Source organism: Paenibacillus sp. YAF4_2 (assembly GCF_052113225.1).
Lineage (GTDB): Bacteria > Bacillota > Bacilli > Paenibacillales > Paenibacillaceae > Pristimantibacillus.
In genome coordinates, this window is the sequence record NZ_JBFRCT010000007.1 from 266,576 (window position 1) to 288,591 (window position 22,016).

Here is a 22,016-nt window from a genome sequence, read left to right on the forward strand (position 1 = left end):
AAAGGGGAAGGTTACATGCAATCATCAGGTAAAGTTTATCAATGGCTTCTCAACATCGTCATGCTTGTATTTACGCTGTTCTGCCTCATGCCGATCTGGCTGCTGTTTTCTTCTTCCTTGACCGACGATATGGAGCTTGTCCGCAGCGGCTATGCTTTTTTCCCAGATCATATCAGCTTTTCGGCCTATCAATATTTGTGGAATACGCATTCAGAAATTATTAGAGCTTACAGCATTACCATTCTTACTACGGTCATTGGCACGGCAGCCGGATTGTCGCTTACCGCCATGGTGGCGTACCCGCTGTCCCGAATAGAGATGCCTTTCCGCAATTCTCTCGCGTTTTATGTCTTTTTCACCATGCTGTTTAACGGAGGGCTGGTGCCTTCATACCTGCTTTACACGAACTATTTCGATTTTAAAAATACACTTCTTGCTCTGATTATCCCCGGCTTGTTAATGAACGGATTTTTCATTATCCTGATGCGCACCTTTTTCGCGACCTCAATCCCTACGGCGATTATCGAATCGGCTTATATCGACGGGGCGAAGGAATGGAAAATTTTCTACCGGATTGTCCTGCCGCTCTCGACTCCGGTGCTGGCTACAGTAGGCCTGTTCTATGTCATCCTGTACTGGAACGACTGGTTTAACGGCCTCATTTATTTAACGGACAGCAAATATTACAGCTTGCAGAATTTGCTTAACCGGATCCTGCTGGATATTCAATACCTGCAATCCTCCACGCAGGCAGGCAGCCAAACCAGTGATCTGGCGGCCAGAATACCTCTCGCATCAATGCGTATGGCTATGGCGGTTATTGGGGTCATTCCGCTGCTCATTGCTTATCCGTTCTTCCAGAAATATTTTGCTAAAGGCCTGACGGTCGGAGCCGTAAAAGGATAACAGCCTGTCCTGAAAATCGAAAGCGGCTGTTCGGAAATAGGAAAGCCCGGATTAATGGTTTCCGTTATCCTATTGCTTGTAATCGCTTGCAGAAAAATAAATTGGGAGGTCATTGGGATGAAAAAGATGCGTTCTGTAGGTTTGGCTTTAGCGCTGACATTGTCCGTTACGGCACTTGGCGCATGCAGCGGAGGGAACAACGGCGGAAATAGCGCAAACGGCGGCACGGCTAACAACGGGTCAGGCAAAGAGGCCAGTTCGAACGGTTCCGCAAGTCAGGAGCTGAAGCCGGTGAAGCTCGTGATGGTCTTTCCGGCTGCGGGAGAGCCAAAGGATATGCAGCAAGTCTCCGATGAGATTAACAAGATTACGAAAGAGAAAATCAATGCAACGGTTAAGCTGGTTCCGATCGGATGGGGCGCCTGGACACAGCAGAGAACGCTAATGATGTCGGGCAAAGAGCAAGTAGACTTGATTCTAAGCGGACTCGGAACCTACAGCCAGGATGTGGCGAAAGGCCAGTTCCTCGAGCTTAACGATTATTTGGAAAATGAAGGACATGGCATTAAAGAAGCGCTGGACAACCTTGATCCCGGCTTTCTGAACGCAACGAAAATCGACGGCAAGATTTATGCCGTTCCAAGCATCAGGGACTTGGCCGCGGATTTCGGCATTACGATGCGCAAGGATTTGGTAGACAAATATAACATTGATACGACCTCGATCAAATCCCTTGACGATCTGGATGCGATATTCAAAACGATCAAGGACAATGAGCCTGGCGTCGTTCCAACAGTGAAGTATGGCAACTCGATTATCGACATCTACGTGCGAAGCGCGTTTGACACATTAAGTGATGGGCTCGGCGTACTTCCTGGTAATGACAATAACTTGAAGCTCGTTGACATGTATGAGGCACCGGAATATAAAGAGATGCTGAATACAGTAAGAAGATGGTATTTGGCCGGCTACATTGCGAAGGATGCTGCTACAAGCACCGAAACGCAATACAACATGGTGAAATCGGGCAAAGCGTTCTCGTGGATTTCCCATATGAAGCCGGGTATTGAAACCCAGGAGTCAAGAAATACGGCGAAAGAAATGATATCGATACATTTCAAACCGGCGATTTCAACGACGAGTGATATCACCTCCATTATGTGGAGTGTAGCAAGAAACTCCGCAGATCCTTCGCGAGCTATGATGCTGCTTAATCTGCTGTATACAGACAAGGATCTCATTAATCTGTTTGACTACGGGATTGAAGGCAAGCATTACACGAAGGTATCGGACAATGTGATCGATTTCCCTCAAGGCATCGATGCTACCAACTCCGGCTATAACCTTCAACTGGGCTGGATGTTTGGCAATCAGTCGCTTTCCTACATCTGGAATGGGGATAGCCCAGATCTGTGGAATGAGCTAATGGAATTCAACAAGAACGCTACGAAATCAAAAGCATTGGGCTTCAACTTTAATGCCGATGCCGTGAAATCGGAGATTGCAGCCGTTACCAACGTTACGAATCAATATAAGGTCGCTCTTGAGACAGGTACGGTTGATCCGGAGACCCAGCTGCCTAAATTTATTGATCAACTGAAAGCAGCGGGAATCGATAAGATTATCGCCGAGAAGCAAAAGCAGCTGGATGCCTGGGCTGCAACAAACGGCTAGGAGGAACAGAAATGAACAACCCGAATGCTGCAGCACTTGAAACGGCGAATATTCAATATGTAACCAATGAAGGCGGTCCAACACTGGGGTATTGCACGGCTTCCGGCGTCAAGATCATAGAGCGGGACGGACTTAAGTTTAAGGATTTAAGCAAGGACGGACAATTGCATCCCTACGAGGATTGGAGACTGTCTGCCGACGATCGGGCGAGGGATCTCGCCTCCCGGATGACGATCGAGCAGATTGCCGGGCTCATGCTGTACAGCAGCCATCAGAGCGTACCTTCACCAAGCGCGGGTTTCTTCTCTGGAACCTACGGAGGCAAGCCTTTCGAGGAAGCCTCCGTGAAAGCATGGACGCTCAGCGATCAGCAGCTTGCCTTTCTCGGGCGCGATTACGTACTGCATGTTCTCGTCATGGCGCTTAGCGGGAATAAAGACGGTGCGCTTTGGAGCAACCAGATGCAGGCATTTGCGGAAGCCGAGAGCTTGGGTATCCCGGTGAACATCAGCTCTGACCCTCGTCACGGCATCGATATTGGCGCGGAGTTTACTGGTGGAGCGGGCAGTCGCATTTCGAAGTGGCCGGAGATGCTGGGACTCGCAGCGACGTTTGACCCAAGTATCGTCCAGCAGTTCGGAGAAATCGCTTCCCAGGAATATCGTGCCCTCGGGATCACCACGGCATTGTCGCCGCAAATCGATATCGCGACCGATCCCCGCTGGTTCAGGTTCAGCGGTACGTTTGGCGAGGATCCTCTTCTCTCTACGGACATGGCCCGTGCCTACGTGGACGGGTTCCAGACATCGGATGTCGGATCGACAGACGGCTGGGGGCCGGGCAGCGTCAATGCCATGGTGAAGCATTGGCCAGGCGGCGGTTCCGGAGAAGGTGGAAGGGACGCGCATTTCGGATTTGGTAAATACGCTGTCTATCCCGGCAATAACTTCGAGGAGCATCTCGAGCCGTTTGTAAACGGTGCCTTTAAGCTGGATGGCAAGACTGGAGAAGCATCCGCAGTTATGCCTTATTATACGATCTCTCATGAACGGGACAGCGTAAATGGCGAGAATGTAGGGAATTCGTACAACAAGTATCTCATTACCGACCTGCTTCGAGAGAAATACGGCTATGACGGCGTCGTCTGCACGGACTGGAACATTACGGCGGATGAAGGAGCGGCCATCGAATCCATGTTTGGCGGGAAATCATGGGGAGTAGAAGAGCTTTCCGTCGCTGAGCGTCACTACAAGCTTATTATGGCGGGCGTCGACCAGTTTGGCGGCAACAATGACTCTCTGCCGGTGCTGGAAGCCTACCGGATGGGTGTTGCTGAGCACGGGGAGGCGTATATGCGGGAACGGTTCGAGAAATCGGCCGTTCGCCTGCTGAAGAACATTTTCCGCGTTGGCCTGTTCGAGAATCCATACCTGGATGCGGATCACAGCGAGAAGCTTGTCGCCAGTGAGCCATTCGTTAGCGCAGGTCATGAAGCTCAGCTTAAATCGGTCGTCATGGTGAAAAATAAAGATCAGGTGCTGCCGATTAAGCCTCGCAGCCGCGTGTATATCCCCAATCGATATACGGCGCCGGAGAAGCACTTTATCGGTTTCACCATCCCCGAACGCAATGAGTCTCCGATCGATCTGGAGATGGCTGCCGAGTACTTTGAAATCGTTGATGATCCAAGCAAAGCGGATTTCGCAATCGTGGCGATTCGCGGCGCGAGAGCAGGCTTGGGCTACAGCCAGGAGGACGTGGCTGCCGGAGGAACTGGCTACGTGCCGATCAGCTTGCAATACAGACCTTATACGGCTGATCATGCCCGCGAGATAAGCATCACAGGCGATGCTAGAGAACGCGATGTGTTAAACCGCTCGTACAAAGGCAAGTCTGTAACGACGCATAACGAATCCGATTTGGATCTTGTTCTCGAAACGAAGCGATTAATGGGAGAAAAGCCGGTTATCGTCACGTTGTTCCTCGTGAATCCGACCGTTACAGAAGAATTCGAGAGCTCAGCCGATGGGATTCTCGTTCACTTTGGTTCCAGCGACAGGGCAATCCTGGAGCTGTTGTCCGGTCAAGCGGAGCCGTCGGGCTTGCTGCCGCTGCAATTGCCGGCGAACATGAGAACGGTAGAAGAGCAGCTTGAGGATGTGCCTCATGACATGGTATGCCATATCGATTCAGAGAATCATTGCTATGATTTTGCGTTCGGTATGAATTGGGAAGGCGTCATCGAAGATGACCGTACGCGGAAATACGCGTAGAAACCGTCTGTAATAAATGTTGAGCGTGAGTCACTCTTAATGACACAAAAACTCCCTTCAAGCTGCGATATAGCAACGGAAGGGAGTTTTTTGTTAGATAGTTAAGGCTTCAAACAAGGTATAAGCGACCTTCACCGCTTCGGCGCGGGTTAAGGTGTCATCCGGGCGGAAGGTGCCGTCCGGATAACCGCTCACGATACCCGAGGCCGTGGCTTGACCTACTGCATCAAGAGCCCAAGCTGGGATACCTGCTGCATCGGTGAATGTCTTGCTTGTGCCAGATGGGGCAAGGCCGGCAGCCTTCAGAACGCGCGCGGCAATTACTGCGATTTCGGCGCGTGTGATTCGCTGCGAAGCGTTGAAGACGGAGCCGTCTTTGGTATCAAAGCCGGTTACATAGCCCGCATCGGTGGCAGCTTTTACTTGTGCCTTGGCCCATGCTGGTATAAGGCTGTCATCGGCGAAGGTAGTTGCACCAGGTGCTTCAGGCAGTCCAAGCGAGTCCGCCAGCAGCTTCACCCATTCGGCACGGGTGACTGGCTGGTCCGGACGGAACATTCCATCTTCGTAACCGGAGATCACTCCCATACCGATTAAGCGGTCGGCGTAAGGTTTTGCCCACGATGTGGTCAGATCCGAGAAGGCTTGAGGCGCGTAGCCGAACACTCCGAATTTCGTGAAATGCTTAACGTCGACGGTAATGGTCGGTCCGTTTGCTTTACCTCCGAGGAAGATCCATTTCTTCAACTTTTCGTTGTAGTAGTACACGGCAGGCTGACTGTTTGGTGCAGTCGATTTCATTGCGTAGTTAAATGTCAGTTCAACTGGCTTGCCAAACGTCGTGCCCGCATTGCTGGTCATCTCGACGATTGGGCTCAGCGCCTGCAGATTGCCAAGCGGAGGCTGTTGCCCTGAAGAGAGAACCTGCGCGCCGATTGTTCCGTTCGAAGATACGGCCCCTGCCGGTATCTTGAAGGAGATAACGTCTTTCAAGCTGCCCTCTGCACCTTTTGCCGGGTCAATGTTTACGGAAACGGATGTTGCCGGCGAATTGTCAGGTGGAGATGGATTTCCGCCGCCGCCCGGAGTCGAAGTTGAAGTCTGTGCCTTTATCGTCAATACAAAGGTTTTGGAATCCGATAATTCGCCGCGCGTTGCAGTTGCTTTGAGCTTAACGGAAGCGTTAGCTTGTCCCGCGCTTGGGCGGTTTACTTTGACGATGCCATTCTCGATTGTAACCGCGTTTGATGAGTCGGCTGTCTCTTCCCAAGATATTGCCGCACCGTGCTCTCCTTCAGAAGGAAGAGTGATATTTTCGGTAACCGCGTCAACATTGCCAAGAGTCAGCTTTTCGAGCGTATCCTTAATTGCTTGCTCGTTGGTGTATGCAGCTGTATCCACAAAGATTGGATTCGAGTAGAACCACAGGTCCTTGTAGTTGCGGTCGTTAATCTCTTTGAAACGTGCAGCTGCATCTGCCGTTGTTGTTTTTGGATCGATCAGCGGGTTGCCGTCCAGCGTCTCTCCCGGTACGTTCATACCGAGATTCGTGCCTCTCAGGCGGAAATACTGATCTTTGCTTGCCTTCGGCAGGTCGTAGGTAATGACGTTATAGCCGTTCTCATCCGTTGCCCAATCTTCGCTCGTGAACGTAGCGACGACGCGAGTAGTATCATTTGTATCCTTATCGTAAGCTGGCGTTCCTTTCTCCGCTAGTCCTGTCACATCGCCCGCGATTAGGTCGATATGATCGACAGAGGGTTTCATGTTGCCGGATTGGCCGCTGTTGATTGGATTCTCATAATTATTGGTTTCTGGGCTTTTGAATTTGATGGTAAGGGTAAGCTTATCGCCTTCAGTCGCCTGCAGGCTCTCGCCCATTTCGGCGTCCGTGCCGCCGTCCGCGATGTTGAAGTCCAGCGCGTTGATCAGATCGCCAAAGACAGAGAACGTTTTGCCCGAACGCATGCCGTCCAAAATATCTTGAACGGATTGTCCTTCACTCCAAATATAGTTTTTAGCGTATTCACCCGGCCAATAGCCGCTTGAATTGGTGTCAATGGTTTTGAAATGGTAGTCCGAGTTAGCGAAATTCCAGAACTTACGGCCTTCGCCAAGCAGGGAATCCCAGACGCCGCCGACCTTTGCGACCATGTAATCGACACCGCCATACGAACGGTTCTTATAATTGTCGTTAGCCGTTGGGTTAGCTGGATCATACGCCGAGTTGTAACCGCCACGGTCCGGCTCCATTTGGTTGCCGAGCATCCCTTCAAAGCCAAACGCGATATCAGGGGCAGCATTATTAAAATCACGGAAATCCGATATTTTGTATTTGCCAACACCACGGGAAGGATGATTGACGATCATGTAGCTTGATTTCGGGTAGTTCCGCTTTAACCAGTTAATAGCGGTCAAGCTGTCCGCATGGGTGGAATAGGCCCTGTCATCGGCTGCTTCCCACTGCAAAACATCAGCCGGATTGAACCATGTCGCATCACGGTTCGTGAACAAATATTCGAATTGGTTAGCAGCCTTAAGTGCTGCGTCGGAGCTGGGCTCATCCGTTAGGATGCCAACGGAGCCATGTTCATGGGAAGGGATATCCCATTCGAAGCCGGAGAAAATCGTCTTGCCAGCATATTTGCCTGCCTCTTGAAGTGCCTTCGTCTTCGGAACCTGGTAATTAAGCAGACCCTTCGATAGTGGAATCGATCCGCCAGCAATTGGTGCGCCTGTATCGTCACGTCCAGAGGAGCGCAAATGATCCGCCAGCATAATGAAATCGAGGCCGTAAGTCGTCAGGCCATGGTCGAGTACCGATTCAAGAGAGCTTTGAGCATCGTCGGATTCAAACGTATGGGCATGGAATTCGCCGGTCAACCATTGGCCTTGCGAGGCGCTGTTATCGGCGGCAGCCGCTGCTTTAGGAAGTGGAATGGTGAGCCCTGATGATAGGATACTAGCCGAGAGAACCGCCGGGAATATGATTCGAAATTGCTTGTTAAACTTCAAAATGTCATGCACCACCAGTCTATGAATGTGTTGCCCAAAGATGAAGTAGGGGCACTATGAGTGTACAAGCCCAGTATCAGGGGGGTGTTAGGATAGGCAGTAGATTTGTTAGTGGGAGGTAAATCTTTGACGTCGGTACCGGCTCTCAGCTCTATCACCCCACTAGACGCCAGTGCTATACTACAACCAACCACACTTACGATCAGGAGGTATGCCCGTGAACCCAACCGCTCCCGTGACGCGAGACCTTATCGATCTCCCGCCAACATTCCCCATTGTTATTTCTCAGACGGAAGGCGTGAGCCCGTTGTTCCAGCGGCTGCACTGGCATACGACTCTTGAGATTAACTATATCAGCCGGGGAAGCGGCTATTATCTGATTAACGGTACACGGTACGACTTCCAAGAGGGGGATATTATCCTCATCAACTCGAATGATCTGCATCGTGCTTTTGAGAACGAAGAGCTGATCATGACCGTGATCATGTTTGATCCGGCGTATTTTGCACTAGAGCAGCGTTACGATACGGAGCTCCTTATCCCGTTTCGTGAGATCGGCATGCGCTTCGATAACCTGCTGGACCGTGGGCATACGATGCTCTCCCGCCTTGGCGGAGCGATCGAGGAGATGCGAAGTGAGTTTTCGCGCCGGGAGCCTCATTATGAAGCCATCGTGCGATCACAGCTTGTGCAGTTCATGGCCTTTGTTAACCGGTATTTTGCCAAGGAAAAAGACCGACGTTCCTCTCATGTCCGGGGGATGGAGACCATCCGCGAGGTGTTGAATCAGATCGAAGCGGACATTGCTTATCCTTGGACTTTAAAAGAGCTTGCAGCATCAGCGCACCTCAGCCCTTCGCGCTTTAGCGCCTTGTTCGTACAGACCGTAGGCACTTCGCCGATGGACTATTTAATCCAGCTTCGTTTATCAGCGGCAGTTAATCTGCTGGAAATAACAGACAAGAAAATTATCGAGGTCGCTGAGGAATGCGGATTCCGTAATTTATCGAACTTTAACCGGCTGTTCAAGCAGCATATCGACAAATTGCCGTCAGAGCTTCGACTACATCACTAACTAAAAACAGTAAGATAGTATCAGAACATCGTTCTTTCTCAGTAGAGGAACGGTGTTTTTTCTTTTATGCTCTTAGTAGATATAAGAAGACTATGTCGTCAGGAGCGTGGCTATTATGTTGTTTCTTGGAATAGATGCCGGGGGAAGCAAGACACATGCTTTGCTTGCGGATGAGAATGGCCGTGTGCTAGGCAGAGGAAGCGGCGGCAACGGCAATCATCAGACGGCTTTCGAAGCAGCGCGGACCGAGATTGACCGGGCCTGCTCTGAGGCGCTTCAACAGGCTGGAGCGTCAAAAGATGAAATTGATTTTGCCTACTTCGGCCTTGCAGGAGCGGATCGTGAACCAGATTATGCGATTCTCCGCCCGATGATCGCATCGCTTGATTTTCCTCGCCATGATATTGCCTGCGACACGATGATTGGTATGCGTGCAGGTACACATCAATCTTATGGAGCTGTGATTATTAGCGGCACGGGCTTTAACAGCGCAGCTCGCAACGCCAAGGGAGAAGAGCTGCAGTATGGCGGATTTGGCTATTTGTTCGGAGACGGCCAAGGGTCCGGTACGGATCTGGCGATCCATGCTTTTCGAAGTGCGATCCGAAGCTGGGAAGGAAGGGAGCAGTCATCCATTCTAACCGAGCTTGTGCCCGAGCAAATGGGGTATTCATCCGTTCAGGAGATGTATGATGATGCACTGGTTAATGGTATAAGGCCGCTAGAGTCACTCTCCAAAACGATGTTCAAAGCCGCATTACTTGGTGATGACGTTGCGATCAGGCTGCTGGAGGAAGCAGGGTATGAGCATGGGAATGCCGTAAATGCCTTGATCCGGAGGCTCGGCATGGAGCAGGAAAGCTTTGATATCGTGCTGACGGGAAGTGTACTTGCGAAAGGCAACTCACCACATATGATCAATGCGATTAGGGCAGCCGTTGCTGGTACGGCACCACATGCCAAGATCGTGAAGCTGACAGTCGATCCAGTCATCGGCGCAGTCATGAGTGCCATGGACAGCTGTGGAATCCAGATTTCAGAAGATACGGATGCGGCATTACGCCGGATAACCTTTTAATGATTCTTCAAAGTTAACGCTTACTTAGTAAGAATCATCATGGACAGTCTTAATGACTGTCTGGGTGATCATTCTTTTTAGGAGGCATGAGGTAGATGTCATCAATTACAAAGCAAGGTCTAAAGGTCGCAGTCATCGGTGGAGGCTCCTCTTATACACCGGAGCTGGTAGAAGGATTCATTAAACGATATAACGAGATGCCTATTCGCGAGCTGTGGCTCGTTGATATTGAGGAAGGCCGTCATAAGCTTGAGATTGTTGGGCAATTAGCGAAAAGAATGGTCGAGCAGGCTGGCTTGCCAATCGATGTTCATCTTACGTTGAACCGGCGTGAAGCCATTGCGGGAGCCCACTTTGTCACGACGCAGATGCGGGTAGGACTCCTTGAAGCAAGACGCCGTGACGAGCATATTCCGATCAAACATGGCGTTATCGGCCAAGAGACGACGGGTCCTGGCGGTATGCTTAAGGCGCTTCGTACGGTTCCGGTTATTTTGGATATTTGCCGGGATATCGAGGAGCTAGCGCCAAATGCTTGGATGCTGAACTTCACTAATCCAGCCGGTATTGTGACGGAAGCCGTGCTGAAGCACAGCAAGGTGAAGACGGTTGGTCTTTGTAATTCGCCGATTAACTTCCAGAAGTTTCTCGCGAAGCAATACGGAGTTACCGAACGTGAGGTTCTTCCGGAGTTCGTTGGCATCAATCACCTCCACTGGATTACGGCGGCTTATGTGAACGGGGAAGACAAGCTGCAGGAGATGATCGGCGGCGGTAAGGATTACTCGGCTACGAATGTCACAGCCTTCGATTGGGATGCAGATTTCCTCCGCTCGCTAGGTGCCCTTCCGACCTACTATTTGCGGTACTTCTACATGAAGGATACGATGTTCACCGAAATGAAAGAGTCACTTGAGAAGGATGGTACTCGTGCTGATGTCGTCAGCCGGGTAGAGGAGGAGCTGTTCGAGCTCTATAAGGATGTTAATCTGAAAGAGAAGCCAAAGCAGCTGGAAAAGCGTGGCGGAGCCTTTTATTCCGAGGCGGCGCTTAACCTGATGCATTCCCTCTACACAGACCGAAGAGACATCCAGACGCTCAACGTGCGTAATGGAGGGATCATCGACTTCCTGCCGGAAGATGCAAGCATCGAGGTCAATTGTGTCGTAACGGCGCAAGGTCCGATCCCGCTTCCGCTGCAGCGTGTTCCAGAGCATATCAAAGGGCTGCTCCACGCGGTAAAAACGTATGAATCGCTGACGATTGAAGCTACTGTTACCGGCGACCGGGGCATCGCTCTGCAGGCGATGGTGCATCATCCGCTTGTGCCTAGCGTCTCCGTTGCGAAGACTTTACTTGGTGAAATGCTGGAAGCTAACGAAAAGTATTTGCCTCACTTCTTTAAAGGGTAAATACTCGTCGTATAACAGTGTAGACGATACCGCTGCAAAAGCCGTAATCCAATAGGATTGCGGCTTTTCATCTTTTTCTACGCTTTTTGTGGCATCCATTAATCCGATATAGATGTAACTAACTTCCAGAATCGGGACCAAAGGACTACCATTTTTTCGGAAAAAGACGAATGATAACTTTGCGAACAAAGACGAACGTTCGTAAAATATCGTTGACAAGGAGCAAGTTCCTTATTATATTAATTTACGGATAACAACAACTAACAACATAATAAACTTTTCGTATAATCTCAAGAATTGGCTTGAGAGTCTCTACTAGATCACCGTAAATGATCAGGCTACGAAAGGAGTGGAAAAGTGCCGCGCAATGTCATTAAGTTATGATTTTAACTTAATGATATTGACTCGGTCCGCGGTATACTTTTCCCCTTTTTGCAAAGCCTAGGAGATAAATGCGTATTTACGCATCTTTTCCTAGGCTTTGTTGCAATTCTAAGGCTTTTATCTTAATAAGATAGAGCTCTAGAATTCTTCGGATTGAAACGCGCTGCATGAAGCCGTTTCACCTTGGCTTGTACACATTTTTGGGGGGTTAATGGGAAAATGGAACGTTTCTTTAAGTTTAAGGAACATGGTACAAACTTTAGAACGGAAATTATGGCGGGTCTGACTACGTTTATGACGATGGCTTACATACTAGCCGTCAACCCGATCATTCTGACGCCAACTGGTCTTGACTGGACGGCAGTATTCCTTGCAACAGCGATTGCAGCAGGTATTTTCACAATTGCTATGGGCTTGTTCGTGAACTTCCCAGTTGCCCTGGCACCTGGTATGGGTCTTAATGCATATTTCGCTTCGACGGTTATTGCTTCGCAGGCTACGGATAAACCAATCTCGGTAGCAATGGGTCTGACAGCGGTATTTATCTCGGGTATTATCTTTATCATCCTGACACTGACGCAAATTCGTCAAATGCTGATTACAGCTGTTCCAGACAGCTTGAAGCATGCAATTACAGTTGGTATCGGTTTGTTCATTACAATTGTTGGCCTGAAAGGCAGCGGCCTGATGACGGTTGCTGTCACAGCCTTTGGCGATATTAAAGCTGGTGCTTATACGGATGTTTCCGGTTCGGAGACAGTCATCCATATCGGCAGCTTCTCGAATGAAACGGTAGTAATGACTGTGGTTGCACTGCTTATTATCGGTATTCTGATGGTTCTTCGTGTACCAGGCGCGATCCTGTGGGGTATCCTTGGTACAACGGTACTTTCGATCATCCTTGGTCAAGTAGACGTGAAAAAGACTTTCACAGATCAAAACTGGGCACCTGACTTTACGACAATGAACATTGGCCACTTTGATTTCCCAGGTGTGTTTGAAGTTGGGATCATCACAGTCGTATTGACCTTCACGTTCGTTGAATTGTTTGATACATTCGGTACGCTGGTTGGTACAGCTAACCGTGCCGGTCTTATGAAAAACCCTGAAGAGGGCAAAAAACGTATTGGTAAAGCGATGTTCGTCGATGCCTTCGCGGTAAGCGGTGGTGCATTGCTTGGTACAAGTACAGTAACGGCTTTCGTAGAAAGCTCCGCTGGTGTTGCGCAAGGTGGACGTACAGGTCTTACTTCGGTAACAACAGGTATCTGCTTCTTGCTCTCGATCTTCTTGTCGCCAGTCGTTGCACTGGTTCCTGCAGCAGCAACTAACGCAGCACTGATTATCGTTGGTGTACTGATGCTTCAATCGGTCAAAGAAATCGACTTCTCCGACATGGTATATGCGATTCCTTCGTTCTTGACACTGGCGCTTATGCCGTTCACGTACAGCATCGCTAACGGTATCTCGTTTGGTATCGTAACGTATGTTGTTCTGGCGACAGTTGCTAACGCAGCGAATAAAGGCAAATATAAAGTTCACTGGCTCATGTGGGTACTGGCGATTCTAATTATCGGCCGCTACGTCATCATGGGAACGGAATAATTGTAATAGAAGAAACAAAAAGCAGCGCTGGACCGGCGCTGCTTTTTTGTGTGTTTGGCAGCGCATCATGCTTAGGGTGCAAGTCCAGAGAATGCCGCTAAGTGCGTGCTCGATTTATTGGCATGTTTACAGTCAGCCTGTATATCATCCAATGAAAATCGCCATTGGTGTTTGAGAGATCAGCTAAGTTGGATTCCATCCAGCGTAATCTTACTATTTAGTGGCTGGACGTAACTTATAATTGAATCTACTGTATGAAATACAACCTACGCATCTCTCTCGCTCCACCAGCCTCATTTTAAATGTATAAAATACAACATTATAGCTTGGCGGGCTAAGCGATCCTACCCTACCCGTGCTTATCCTACAAACTTTCCCGCCATCGCCAATATCGATCAGCCCCTTCGTGCCCGGCTGCCGTCAAACAAACAACTCCAGGTTCCTTGAACCTGGAGTTGTTTGTTTGCGGCTAATTATTTAAAGAACAAAAAGTGCGTAGGCAGCTTACGAAGCTGCCCATCGGACGGCTTGTTAATGACGCGTCCGTTCCAGATGAGCGACGAGGAGCCGCCGCCGTCTAAGTTATAACCGTCAACTACGCCGAATCGCTGCAATAACAGCTGCATCTCAGCGAGTGTTGCGCCGGAGCTGCCGCCTTCGTTGCGGCCATCGGCCACAAGGATAAGCAGCTGCCCATCCTTATAGTTGGCAATGACGGTTCGTGGTGCTCGCGCCGGGCTGGTCTGCCATTTTGATGGAATGGTAGTAGGGCTTCCATTCTTGAGCAGTACGGGTACGAATGAGGCGCCAAACTTTACATTCAAGCTGTCGAGCTGCTGCTGGTTGGTAAACTTGCCACCGACCAGCTTATTGCTCGCATTCAAGCCAACGAAGAACAAGTCGGCACGTGTTGGCTGGAAGCCATCTACATAATTGCCGTTTACGATTGTTGTGCTGAGCGGATAACGTTTGCCTCCGCCATCGGCAAAGCCTCCAGCGTTAACGCCAGCGATCGCGCCGTAACGCTGTACGGCAGCAAGTGTCGTTTCCGCGCTTCCTGCTTTATCTTTGCCCAGCACCATTTTCATCGCATCGCTTGAATTCAATTTAATCTTTAATGCGTAGCTTTGAAAATTGTCAGCTTTTATGTAGTATAATTGCGCACGCAGCTTGTCCGAGTTAATCGTGCCTGATGGAGAACCCAGCCGGCTTGTAATAATCTTATCGTACACAAGCAGGGGGCGGCCAGCCTGAGCGGTCGCTGTCTTAACGATTTGCACCATATCAGCATTGGTCTGGTTGTACAGCTTCAGCTGTTTCTTGATGGAGGCGCTTGTCTGGACAGCTGTTTGATGAGCCGAATCGAGGCCAGCTGCAAGTGACTTCGTACGGGCCTCTTCGGTATCTGTCTGCTGTTCAGAACTCGCCTTTGGAAAACTGCTGTCTGGCAGCACAATCGAGATGTTCGATACCATCAGCCATAAAAGCATAGCAACAAATGGTGTGCAGGCGAGCAGCATCGTTCGGTTCATCATGCGAATGGATGGGGTCATTTGAGCACATCCAGGTTTTTCTGCAGTTCGTTCAGCTTCTTCTTCACTTCGTTTAATTGGCTGTACAGCTTGTTGCTGTTGTCGGTTTTGACATCAGCATTGTCTTTGGAGAAGGTAAGCAGCTCATTTAGTGCCTCTACCTTGGAATCCAATTGCGACAGTTCAGCTTTATAATCCGTTTCGAGTTTTGCGATGCGATCCTCGTATTGCTTTTGCATTTCGGCAATCTGGCTTGCCGTCTGGCGTTCCACATCGGCAGCAATCTGCTGCTGAACATGTTCGCTGTATAGCATAGCACCGGTTATGCCGGAAGCAATCAGGATGATCCATACACATACAAAGATAACGAAGGAGCGCTGCTTGACAGCTTTGCGCGGATTCGTCTCATAAGAAGCACTTGTTGTATCTAAAGCCGTATTGCTCATTAGGGCATTCACCTCATTCTTTTAATAGGAAGAGTGAAGTGAACGGACTGCAAAAAAATAAGAGTAAAGCTAGTCTAACATTTTGGACGCACGAACGATGCCGATAGGTTGCGGCTGTCACTACATTGTAACAAAGATTGCTAATTAAGGTGTCAATCATTTTGTGGGAATTGAAGGATACGTTATAATAGGAGAGATTAAGCTTGAAGGAGGTTGCCAAAATGACTGCAGCTGTAGAACAAGCCATGTTTGCAGGAGGATGCTTCTGGTGCATGGTATCACCGTTTGAAGAAACACCGGGTATTTTGTCTGTTGTATCAGGTTATTCCGGAGGCCATACAGAAAATCCTACTTACGAGGAAGTATGCTCGGAAACAACCGGCCATGCCGAAGTCGTTCATATTACGTTTGATCCATCGATCTATTCCTATGACAAGCTGCTGGATGTGTTCTGGCGGCAGATTGATCCAACAGATGCAGGCGGCCAGTTCCATGACCGCGGAGAGTCTTATCGGACGGCTATCTTCTATTATAATGAAGAGCAACGCGAGAAGGCGGAAGCATCCAAAGCTGCTCTGAATGCCAGCGGTAGATTCGATAAGCCTGTCGCAACGGTTATTGAGCCGGCGAAAGAGTTTTATCCGGCGGAGGATTATCATCAAGGCTATCATCGGACGAACCCATTCCGTTATAAAATGTACCGCAAGGGATCTGGCCGAGATGCTTTCATTAATAAGCATTGGACAATTAAGAAGGATGAGGGCGATCTTCGTTCCCGCCTAACTCCAATTCAATATGAAGTGACGCAAAATAATGCAACGGAGCGTCCTTTTACCGGGGAATATTGGGATCATAAGGAAGATGGGCTGTACGTCGATATCGTCTCTGGGGAGCCGCTGTTCACCTCCCGTGAGAAATATGATTCCGGCTGCGGCTGGCCAAGCTTCACAAAGCCGGTGAAGGAATCGGTTATTAACGAAGTGCTTGATAAAAGTCACTTCATGGTCCGTACGGAAGTGCGGAGCAAAGAAGGCGATTCCCATCTCGGTCATGTCTTTGATGACGGTCCTGGACCAAATGGACTCCGCTATTGCATTAACTCCGCTTCACTTCGGTTTATTCCCGCAGCGGATCTGGAGAAGGAAGGGTACGGAGAGTACGTCGGCTATTTCAAAAAATAATGCTTGATTAACTTTTTAATGGAGGAGAAGCTATGCATATCGAAGAAGCAATTCGAACGAGACGTTCGATTGGACGCGTAAAGAAGGACCCGGTTGAACGTAATCTGATTGAAAAGGTGTTGGAAGCGGCGACATGGGCGCCAAGCCATCACAATACTCAGCCTTGGAAGTTTATCGTTATGACAGGTGAAGGCCGTGCGAAGCTTGGGGAAGGTTATGCACGCGTAGCACTTGCTTCACTTGAAGCAGGGGAAAGCCCTGATCTGGAGGAACGACTGCGCAAGGAACGGGTGAAAGCATTCCGTTCACCTGTTGTCATTACGGTAGTCTGCTCTCCATCGGATGATCCTCGGGCAACGCTCGTCGAGGAAATTGCAGCATCGCATACAGCGGTTCAAAACCTGCTGCTTGCAGCACATGCGAACGGACTAGGTGCAATCTGGCGCTCCGGCGGCCCAATGTACCATCCACTGATGAAGGACACATTTGGTCTTGCTGAGAACGAGCAGATTGTTGCTATGGTCTATATGGGTTATCCCGATATGACTCCGCCGGACGTGAAACGTACACCTGCAGCAGAGAAAACAATCTGGCTGGAATCGTAGGATATACAGACAGTCTTAAGCGCCCGAAAGGGCGCTTTTTTTAATTATAGGAATATATAGGTTTTCTCTATACTGGGCCTATAATTTAATGCGAAACTACTCTTCCTCCAAAGGATGGCGAAGCCGTTTACGCTTGGTTTTCGGACAAATAGGAAATAACTTCTCGAATACAAACGTTGACTGATTGAATGAAAAGCTATATAGTTGTAAATACTTTGTTGCTAATTAATTTAGTATTAAAATATTAAGAGCTAACTAAATTAAAGGTTGAACGAAAGGCGAGGTCAGGGTGGGAAGGAGAGAGAGGGAATGACGAATACAAGCGAAGAATTGATTGGCTTTATCGGACAGTTCAGGACGTTTCTTAGAAACGTGAACAGCGATTGGAGCAAGAATACGATGTGCGGCATGAACTATACGCAATTCAAGCTGCTCTTCACCCTTCATACATCTGGCACTCACAAAGTATCGGATATTGCTGATATTCTGGGGCTGACCTCAGGGGCTATAACGGGAATTGCGGATAAGCTTGTTGCAGAAGGCTGGATTAGCAGGGAACGGGCCAGTAATGACCGCAGAGTGGTGTACATTGCCTTAACGTCCAAAGGTCAGGAAATGGTTGATGAAATTCTTGAATCGCAGAAAGAGACCTTTTCTTCCCTTTTTAATGTACTGCCGGAAGAAGATATTCAGCACCTGAGAAGAATTTTCTCCAAGCTGCTTGCGAATATGGACAACAAATAGATTTAGAGGAGAAGAGAGAAAACAATGGAACATTTATCAAAACAAAGAAAACTGACGATTATGATTGCGATCATGTTCGCGATGTTCTTTGCAGCTATTAACCAAACGATAACAAGTACGGCGATGCCGCGCATTATCGCACAATTAGGCGGTATGAATCTTTATACATGGACGATCACGATCTATATGCTCACATCCACCATCGCCACTATTCTGGTTGGCAAGCTGTCCGATATATATGGGCGTAAGCCGTTTATCTTGGCAGGTATTTTATTTTTCATTGTTGGTGCATTTACGTCCGGTCTTTCGGACAACGTGTATCAGTTCATTACCTTCCGTGGTATTCAAGGGGTAGGTGCCGGTATTATTATGGCAACAGCTTTCACATCCGTAGGTGACTTGTTCCCTCCACGTGAACGGGGCAAATGGACAGGTATAATGACGGCTGTATTTGGCTTCTCCAGCGTTATTGGTCCAACACTTGGTGGATGGATTATCGACAATATGGCTTGGCACTGGGTATTCTGGATCTTCCTGCCGCTTGGTGTTATTGCGTTCATTATGATTCTGACGTTATTCCCCAAAACCGAGCGCAAAGCTCATCAGCCAATCGACTACTTGGGTTCGATTTTCCTGACAACAACTCTAGTACCACTGCTTCTTGCATTTACATGGGCGGGATCGAAATACGAATGGGCTTCTGTTCAAGTTGTCGGCTTGTTTGGCATAACCGTCTTGTCGCTCATTATCTTCCTGCTTATTGAACGGAAAGCGAAGAACCCTGTGCTTCCGCTTTATATTTTCCGTAATGGTACAGTAGCTCTTTCCAATGTAATTGGCTTTATTATGAACTTCGGTATGATGGGTGCACTAATTTATCTGTCCTTCTTCGTACAAGGTGTTCTTGGCATCTCGCCAACTCATGCTGGTTATGTAACGATGCCAATGTCGATTGGTATGGTTATTACGAGTGCGATTGGTGGTCAATTGATCTCGAGAACAGGGAAGTACAAACGTTTTGCAGTCATTGGCTTGCCGATTATGCTTGTTGGTATGCTGATTATGACGTTTATGAACAACGTACCAATGGCGGTACTGGCGATGATTATCTTTGGCCTTGGTCTTGGCCTTGGTATGCCGGTCTTCTCGCTTACGGTTCAAAATGCGGTACCGCACACAGAACTTGGTGCAGCAACAGCAACCATGCAATTGTTCCGTAACTTGGGTGGTACAATTGGTATCGCAGTAATGGGTACCGTCCTGTCCTCAGCACTGAAGCATAATCTGACGGATCTCTCCAAGTCTGGCGAAGGTGCAGATATGTCGAAGCTTGATCCAGCTACAGCGGAGAAGTTTGCACAGTTTGCAAATCCTCAGATGCTGACAGATCAACCAGCACTTAAAGCGACTCGTGAAGGCTTAACGGCTGATCTGCAAGTGCAATTTGATAAAATGATAGACTTGCTTCGTGATGCGCTTAGCAATTCGCTGTCGACAGTATTTTTGACAGGTGCAGCCATTTTGTTCATCGCCGTAGTCCTTGTATGGTTCATTAGAGAAATCCCACTTCGTACAACCAATAAGGCACCACAAGAAGTTTCTGGTGGTACAGAAATAAATGTGGAAGGCCAAGTTGCTGTTAGCCAAAGCAAATAAGGAAAAGCTATTAAAGAAAAGACAGTCTAAAGCTGTCTTTTTTTCTTTCCAAAAAACCCGTTGACTGATCCATAAAAGAGATATATAGTAGTAAATGCTTTATTAATAATTTGTTTAGCTTTAAAATATTAAATGCTAATGTATTATCTCGATCCATGGCATATATCAGAGAAGAAAGGAGAGAGGGAATGAGCAATGCCAATGAAGAACTAATTGGTTTTCTTGGCCAGTTCCGGACATTCTTGAAGAACGTAAACAATGAATGGAGCAGGAAGACGATGAGCGGTATGAACTATACGCAGTTCAAAGTTTTGTATACCCTTCATACATCAGGTTCGCGCAAAGTATCTGAAATGGCCGAAGTATTAGGACTTACCTCTGGCGCGATAACAGGCATAGCCGATAAATTGGTTGCAGAAGGCTGGATTAGCCGTGAGCGTGCCAATGATGACCGGCGAGTCGTGTACATTACATTAACCGGTAAGGGTAAGGCGATGGTGGACGATTTGCTTGAATCACAGAAAGAAACATTCTCCTCATTCTTTCATGCACTGCCAGTAGAGGATATTCAGCATCTGAAGAGGATTTTCACTCAGCTGCTTGCGAATATGGATAACAAATAGCATTTAGCATGCAACACATCTAAAAAAGGAGAGAAAGACCTATGAGTAATGCTGTAGCAGCATTTAAAAGAGGCCCGATCGTCGCATCGGTACTCATTGCAGCCTTTGTTGCGCTGCTTAGCCAGACGTTGTTGAACGTCGCGCTTCCAAGTATTATGGCTGACCTTAAAGTCAGCGCCAATACAGTACAATGGTTATCAACCGGTTATTTGCTTGTTAACGGGGTCCTTATTCCAATTAGTGCATATTTGATCAGCCGGTTCTCAACAAGGTCATTATTTATCGTTGCAACAAGTTTATTTTCGGCAGGTACTATAGTCAGCGCCTTGGCGCCAAGCTTTGAAGTCCTTCTTACAGGTCGTATTATTCAAGCGGCAGGCGCCGGAATTCTGATGCCGCTAATGTCCATCATCTTCTTGACCATCTTCCCGATCGAACAGCGTGGTAAGGCAATGGGTATGATGGGGATCGCAATGATCTTCGCTCCAGCTGTTGGACCAACACTGTCTGGCTGGGTCGTAGAGCATTATGACTGGCGTGTGTTGTTCTATATTGTTTTGCCAATCTCGTTATTCGGCTTGATCTACGGCGCAATTTCGATGAAGAATGTAACAAAAACTGCAAAATCCAAGCTCGATATCTTCGCCGTTATTTTATCTACACTGGGCTTTGGCGGTCTGCTGTATGGCTTTAGTGATGCAGGTACAGACGGCTGGGATAGTCCGACGGTTTACACAAGCCTGAGCATTGGGGTTGTCGCACTTATTGCCTTTGTATGGTATCAACTGGTTGTTAAGAAACCGATTCTTGAAATTAGTGTATTCAAGTTCGGCATGTATTCCCTGACAACTGTTATTAACGTGATCATTACGATGGCGATGTTCTCGGGTATGATTTTGCTGCCGATCTATCTGCAAAACATCATGGGATTCACTCCACTTAAATCTGGTCTGCTCCTGCTTCCTGGGGCAATCCTGATGGGGATTATGTCCCCGATTACCGGTATGATCTTCGATAAAGTCGGCGCTCGCTGGCTGGCGGTAACTGGTCTTGTGATTACCGTGTACTCGTCTTATGAATTCAGTCAGTTGACGGATCATACGACTTATGGCTTTTTGATCACAATGTATACATTGCGGATGTTCGGTATGTCGATGCTGATGATGCCGATCCAAACAGCCGGCATGAACCAATTGCCGCAACGGTTGAACGCTCACGGTTCCGCGATGTCACAAACGCTTCGTAACGTTGCAGGCGCTCTGGGTACAGCATTCCTGGTAACGCTGATGACGAATAAAGCAGCTTCCGAGACGAAGCACCTTGTTGCGACACAAGGCATTGATACTACAGATAAAGCAGCAATGGCTCACGCCGTTCAAGAAGCTACAATTACAGGTATCAACCACTCGTTCGTTGTAGCAACGTGGTTTGCTGTTGCAGCATTGGTACTCGCATTCTTCATCCGTAAAGTAAAACCACATGAGGAACCAGTTAAAGTAGTCAGCTCCTCTTCAGAAGGCGGCGTAGCAGAAGCTCAAATCGCTACAAGCCAATCTAAATAAAATAACTGCTCTAACAAGAAGGCCGTGCAGGTCATAAAAAACCTGCACGGCCTCTTTCTGTTTACCCTCAGAGGTTAAACGGAGCATTTAAATGATTCTGTAGAAGTAGGGTGAATGCTTTCGAAGTAGCTTTCTTTCAGAAAGCTTTAAGCGTTCGCTTTTGTGAAGGGATTCCTACCATATAACATCTAATTCAAAGGAATCCCTGAGCAATGGCGATCGAAAGAACATTTAAATGCGCAGTG

General features: G+C 48.4%; 16 protein-coding genes and 1 riboswitch. Of the genes, 13 read left to right on the forward strand and 3 right to left on the reverse strand.

Going from position 1 to position 22,016, the window contains the following annotated elements:
- Nucleotides 1-15 precede the first annotated feature (15 nt).
- From AB4Y93_RS18125 to AB4Y93_RS18135, 3 genes are all read left to right on the forward strand, one after another.
- Nucleotides 16-906, forward strand: coding sequence for a carbohydrate ABC transporter permease (locus AB4Y93_RS18125; RefSeq protein ID WP_441894265.1), 891 nt, complete (start codon nucleotides 16-18; stop codon nucleotides 904-906).
- A 117-nt stretch (nucleotides 907-1,023) separates the two neighbouring features.
- Nucleotides 1,024-2,580 (forward strand): ABC transporter substrate-binding protein, encoded by a 1,557-nt coding sequence (locus AB4Y93_RS18130; protein ID WP_441894266.1) that lies wholly within the window; start codon nucleotides 1,024-1,026, stop codon nucleotides 2,578-2,580.
- Between the two features lie 11 nt (nucleotides 2,581-2,591).
- Nucleotides 2,592-4,853 carry a glycoside hydrolase family 3 N-terminal domain-containing protein gene (locus tag AB4Y93_RS18135; protein WP_441894267.1) on the forward strand — a complete coding sequence of 754 codons (2,262 nt, stop codon included), beginning with the start codon at nucleotides 2,592-2,594 and terminating at the stop codon, nucleotides 4,851-4,853.
- 93 nt (nucleotides 4,854-4,946) lie between these two features.
- Here AB4Y93_RS18135 and AB4Y93_RS18140 read toward each other — a convergent pair whose 3' ends face one another.
- Entirely contained in the window at nucleotides 4,947-7,868 is a 2,922-nt protein-coding gene (locus tag AB4Y93_RS18140; RefSeq protein WP_441894268.1) for an S-layer homology domain-containing protein, read from the reverse strand.
- 211 nt (nucleotides 7,869-8,079) lie between these two features.
- On the opposite strand from AB4Y93_RS18140, the gene AB4Y93_RS18145 reads away from it, so the two are divergent.
- The 4 genes from AB4Y93_RS18145 to AB4Y93_RS18160 all read left to right on the forward strand — a co-directional run bounded on the left by AB4Y93_RS18145 (nucleotide 8,080) and on the right by AB4Y93_RS18160 (nucleotide 13,422).
- Nucleotides 8,080-8,943 carry a helix-turn-helix domain-containing protein gene (locus tag AB4Y93_RS18145; RefSeq protein WP_441894269.1) on the forward strand — a complete coding sequence of 288 codons (864 nt, stop codon included), beginning with the start codon at nucleotides 8,080-8,082 and terminating at the stop codon, nucleotides 8,941-8,943.
- A 112-nt stretch (nucleotides 8,944-9,055) separates the two neighbouring features.
- Complete coding sequence (locus AB4Y93_RS18150) at nucleotides 9,056-10,021, forward strand: N-acetylglucosamine kinase (RefSeq protein WP_441894372.1); 966 nt, start codon at nucleotides 9,056-9,058, stop codon at nucleotides 10,019-10,021.
- A 95-nt stretch (nucleotides 10,022-10,116) separates the two neighbouring features.
- Nucleotides 10,117-11,433: a 6-phospho-beta-glucosidase gene (locus tag AB4Y93_RS18155; protein ID WP_441894270.1), complete on the forward strand. Its 1,317-nt coding sequence runs from the start codon at nucleotides 10,117-10,119 to the stop codon at nucleotides 11,431-11,433.
- Nucleotides 11,434-11,693: 260 nt separating this feature from the next.
- Nucleotides 11,694-11,794, forward strand: a riboswitch (purine riboswitch).
- A gap of 242 nt (nucleotides 11,795-12,036) precedes the next feature.
- Nucleotides 12,037-13,422 carry an NCS2 family permease gene (locus tag AB4Y93_RS18160; RefSeq protein WP_441894271.1) on the forward strand — a complete coding sequence of 462 codons (1,386 nt, stop codon included), beginning with the start codon at nucleotides 12,037-12,039 and terminating at the stop codon, nucleotides 13,420-13,422.
- A 473-nt stretch (nucleotides 13,423-13,895) separates the two neighbouring features.
- On the opposite strand, the gene AB4Y93_RS18165 is transcribed toward AB4Y93_RS18160, so the two are convergent.
- Together AB4Y93_RS18165 and AB4Y93_RS18170 are read right to left on the reverse strand one after the other, a co-directional pair.
- Nucleotides 13,896-14,975, reverse strand: coding sequence for a phosphodiester glycosidase family protein (locus AB4Y93_RS18165; protein ID WP_441894272.1), 1,080 nt, complete (start codon nucleotides 14,973-14,975; stop codon nucleotides 13,896-13,898).
- Complete coding sequence (locus AB4Y93_RS18170; RefSeq protein WP_441894273.1) at nucleotides 14,972-15,400, reverse strand: hypothetical protein; 429 nt, start codon at nucleotides 15,398-15,400, stop codon at nucleotides 14,972-14,974. The genes AB4Y93_RS18165 and AB4Y93_RS18170 overlap by 4 nt, the downstream gene beginning before the upstream one ends.
- A 221-nt stretch (nucleotides 15,401-15,621) precedes the next feature.
- On the opposite strand from AB4Y93_RS18170, the gene msrB reads away from it, so the two are divergent.
- The 6 genes from msrB to AB4Y93_RS18200 all read left to right on the forward strand — a co-directional run bounded on the left by msrB (nucleotide 15,622) and on the right by AB4Y93_RS18200 (nucleotide 21,771).
- Entirely contained in the window at nucleotides 15,622-16,581 is a 960-nt protein-coding gene (gene msrB, locus AB4Y93_RS18175; protein WP_441894274.1) for a peptide-methionine (R)-S-oxide reductase MsrB, read from the forward strand.
- 32 nt (nucleotides 16,582-16,613) lie between these two features.
- Nucleotides 16,614-17,186 (forward strand): nitroreductase family protein, encoded by a 573-nt coding sequence (locus tag AB4Y93_RS18180; RefSeq protein ID WP_441894275.1) that lies wholly within the window; start codon nucleotides 16,614-16,616, stop codon nucleotides 17,184-17,186.
- A gap of 309 nt (nucleotides 17,187-17,495) precedes the next feature.
- Nucleotides 17,496-17,930: a MarR family winged helix-turn-helix transcriptional regulator gene (locus AB4Y93_RS18185; protein ID WP_167278800.1), complete on the forward strand. Its 435-nt coding sequence runs from the start codon at nucleotides 17,496-17,498 to the stop codon at nucleotides 17,928-17,930.
- Nucleotides 17,931-17,954: 24 nt separating this feature from the next.
- The gene (locus AB4Y93_RS18190; RefSeq protein ID WP_441894276.1) at nucleotides 17,955-19,586 is read left to right on the forward strand and encodes an MDR family MFS transporter; all 1,632 of its coding nucleotides are present in this window, start codon (nucleotides 17,955-17,957) and stop codon (nucleotides 19,584-19,586) included.
- A gap of 188 nt (nucleotides 19,587-19,774) precedes the next feature.
- Nucleotides 19,775-20,209: a MarR family winged helix-turn-helix transcriptional regulator gene (locus tag AB4Y93_RS18195; RefSeq protein ID WP_441894277.1), complete on the forward strand. Its 435-nt coding sequence runs from the start codon at nucleotides 19,775-19,777 to the stop codon at nucleotides 20,207-20,209.
- Between the two features lie 41 nt (nucleotides 20,210-20,250).
- Nucleotides 20,251-21,771: a DHA2 family efflux MFS transporter permease subunit gene (locus AB4Y93_RS18200; protein ID WP_441894278.1), complete on the forward strand. Its 1,521-nt coding sequence runs from the start codon at nucleotides 20,251-20,253 to the stop codon at nucleotides 21,769-21,771.
- The last annotated feature ends 245 nt before the right edge of the window (nucleotides 21,772-22,016 follow it).

Bases quoted from the DNA above. Each gene is read 5' to 3' on its own strand.
- AB4Y93_RS18125 (WP_441894265.1), top strand. From the start codon at position 16: ATGCAATCATCAGGTAAAGTTTATCAATGGCTTCTCAACATCGTCATG.
- AB4Y93_RS18130 (WP_441894266.1), top strand. From the start codon at position 1,024: ATGAAAAAGATGCGTTCTGTAGGTTTGGCTTTAGCGCTGACATTGTCC.
- AB4Y93_RS18135 (WP_441894267.1), top strand. From the start codon at position 2,592: ATGAACAACCCGAATGCTGCAGCACTTGAAACGGCGAATATTCAATAT.
- AB4Y93_RS18145 (WP_441894269.1), top strand. From the start codon at position 8,080: ATGCCCGTGAACCCAACCGCTCCCGTGACGCGAGACCTTATCGATCTC.
- AB4Y93_RS18155 (WP_441894270.1), top strand. From the start codon at position 10,117: ATGTCATCAATTACAAAGCAAGGTCTAAAGGTCGCAGTCATCGGTGGA.
- AB4Y93_RS18160 (WP_441894271.1), top strand. From the start codon at position 12,037: ATGGAACGTTTCTTTAAGTTTAAGGAACATGGTACAAACTTTAGAACG.
- AB4Y93_RS18165 (WP_441894272.1), bottom strand. From the start codon at position 14,975: ATGACCCCATCCATTCGCATGATGAACCGAACGATGCTGCTCGCCTGC.
- AB4Y93_RS18170 (WP_441894273.1), bottom strand. From the start codon at position 15,400: ATGAGCAATACGGCTTTAGATACAACAAGTGCTTCTTATGAGACGAAT.
- msrB (WP_441894274.1), top strand. From the start codon at position 15,622: ATGACTGCAGCTGTAGAACAAGCCATGTTTGCAGGAGGATGCTTCTGG.
- AB4Y93_RS18180 (WP_441894275.1), top strand. From the start codon at position 16,614: ATGCATATCGAAGAAGCAATTCGAACGAGACGTTCGATTGGACGCGTA.
- AB4Y93_RS18185 (WP_167278800.1), top strand. From the start codon at position 17,496: ATGACGAATACAAGCGAAGAATTGATTGGCTTTATCGGACAGTTCAGG.
- AB4Y93_RS18190 (WP_441894276.1), top strand. From the start codon at position 17,955: ATGGAACATTTATCAAAACAAAGAAAACTGACGATTATGATTGCGATC.
- AB4Y93_RS18195 (WP_441894277.1), top strand. From the start codon at position 19,775: ATGAGCAATGCCAATGAAGAACTAATTGGTTTTCTTGGCCAGTTCCGG.
- AB4Y93_RS18200 (WP_441894278.1), top strand. From the start codon at position 20,251: ATGAGTAATGCTGTAGCAGCATTTAAAAGAGGCCCGATCGTCGCATCG.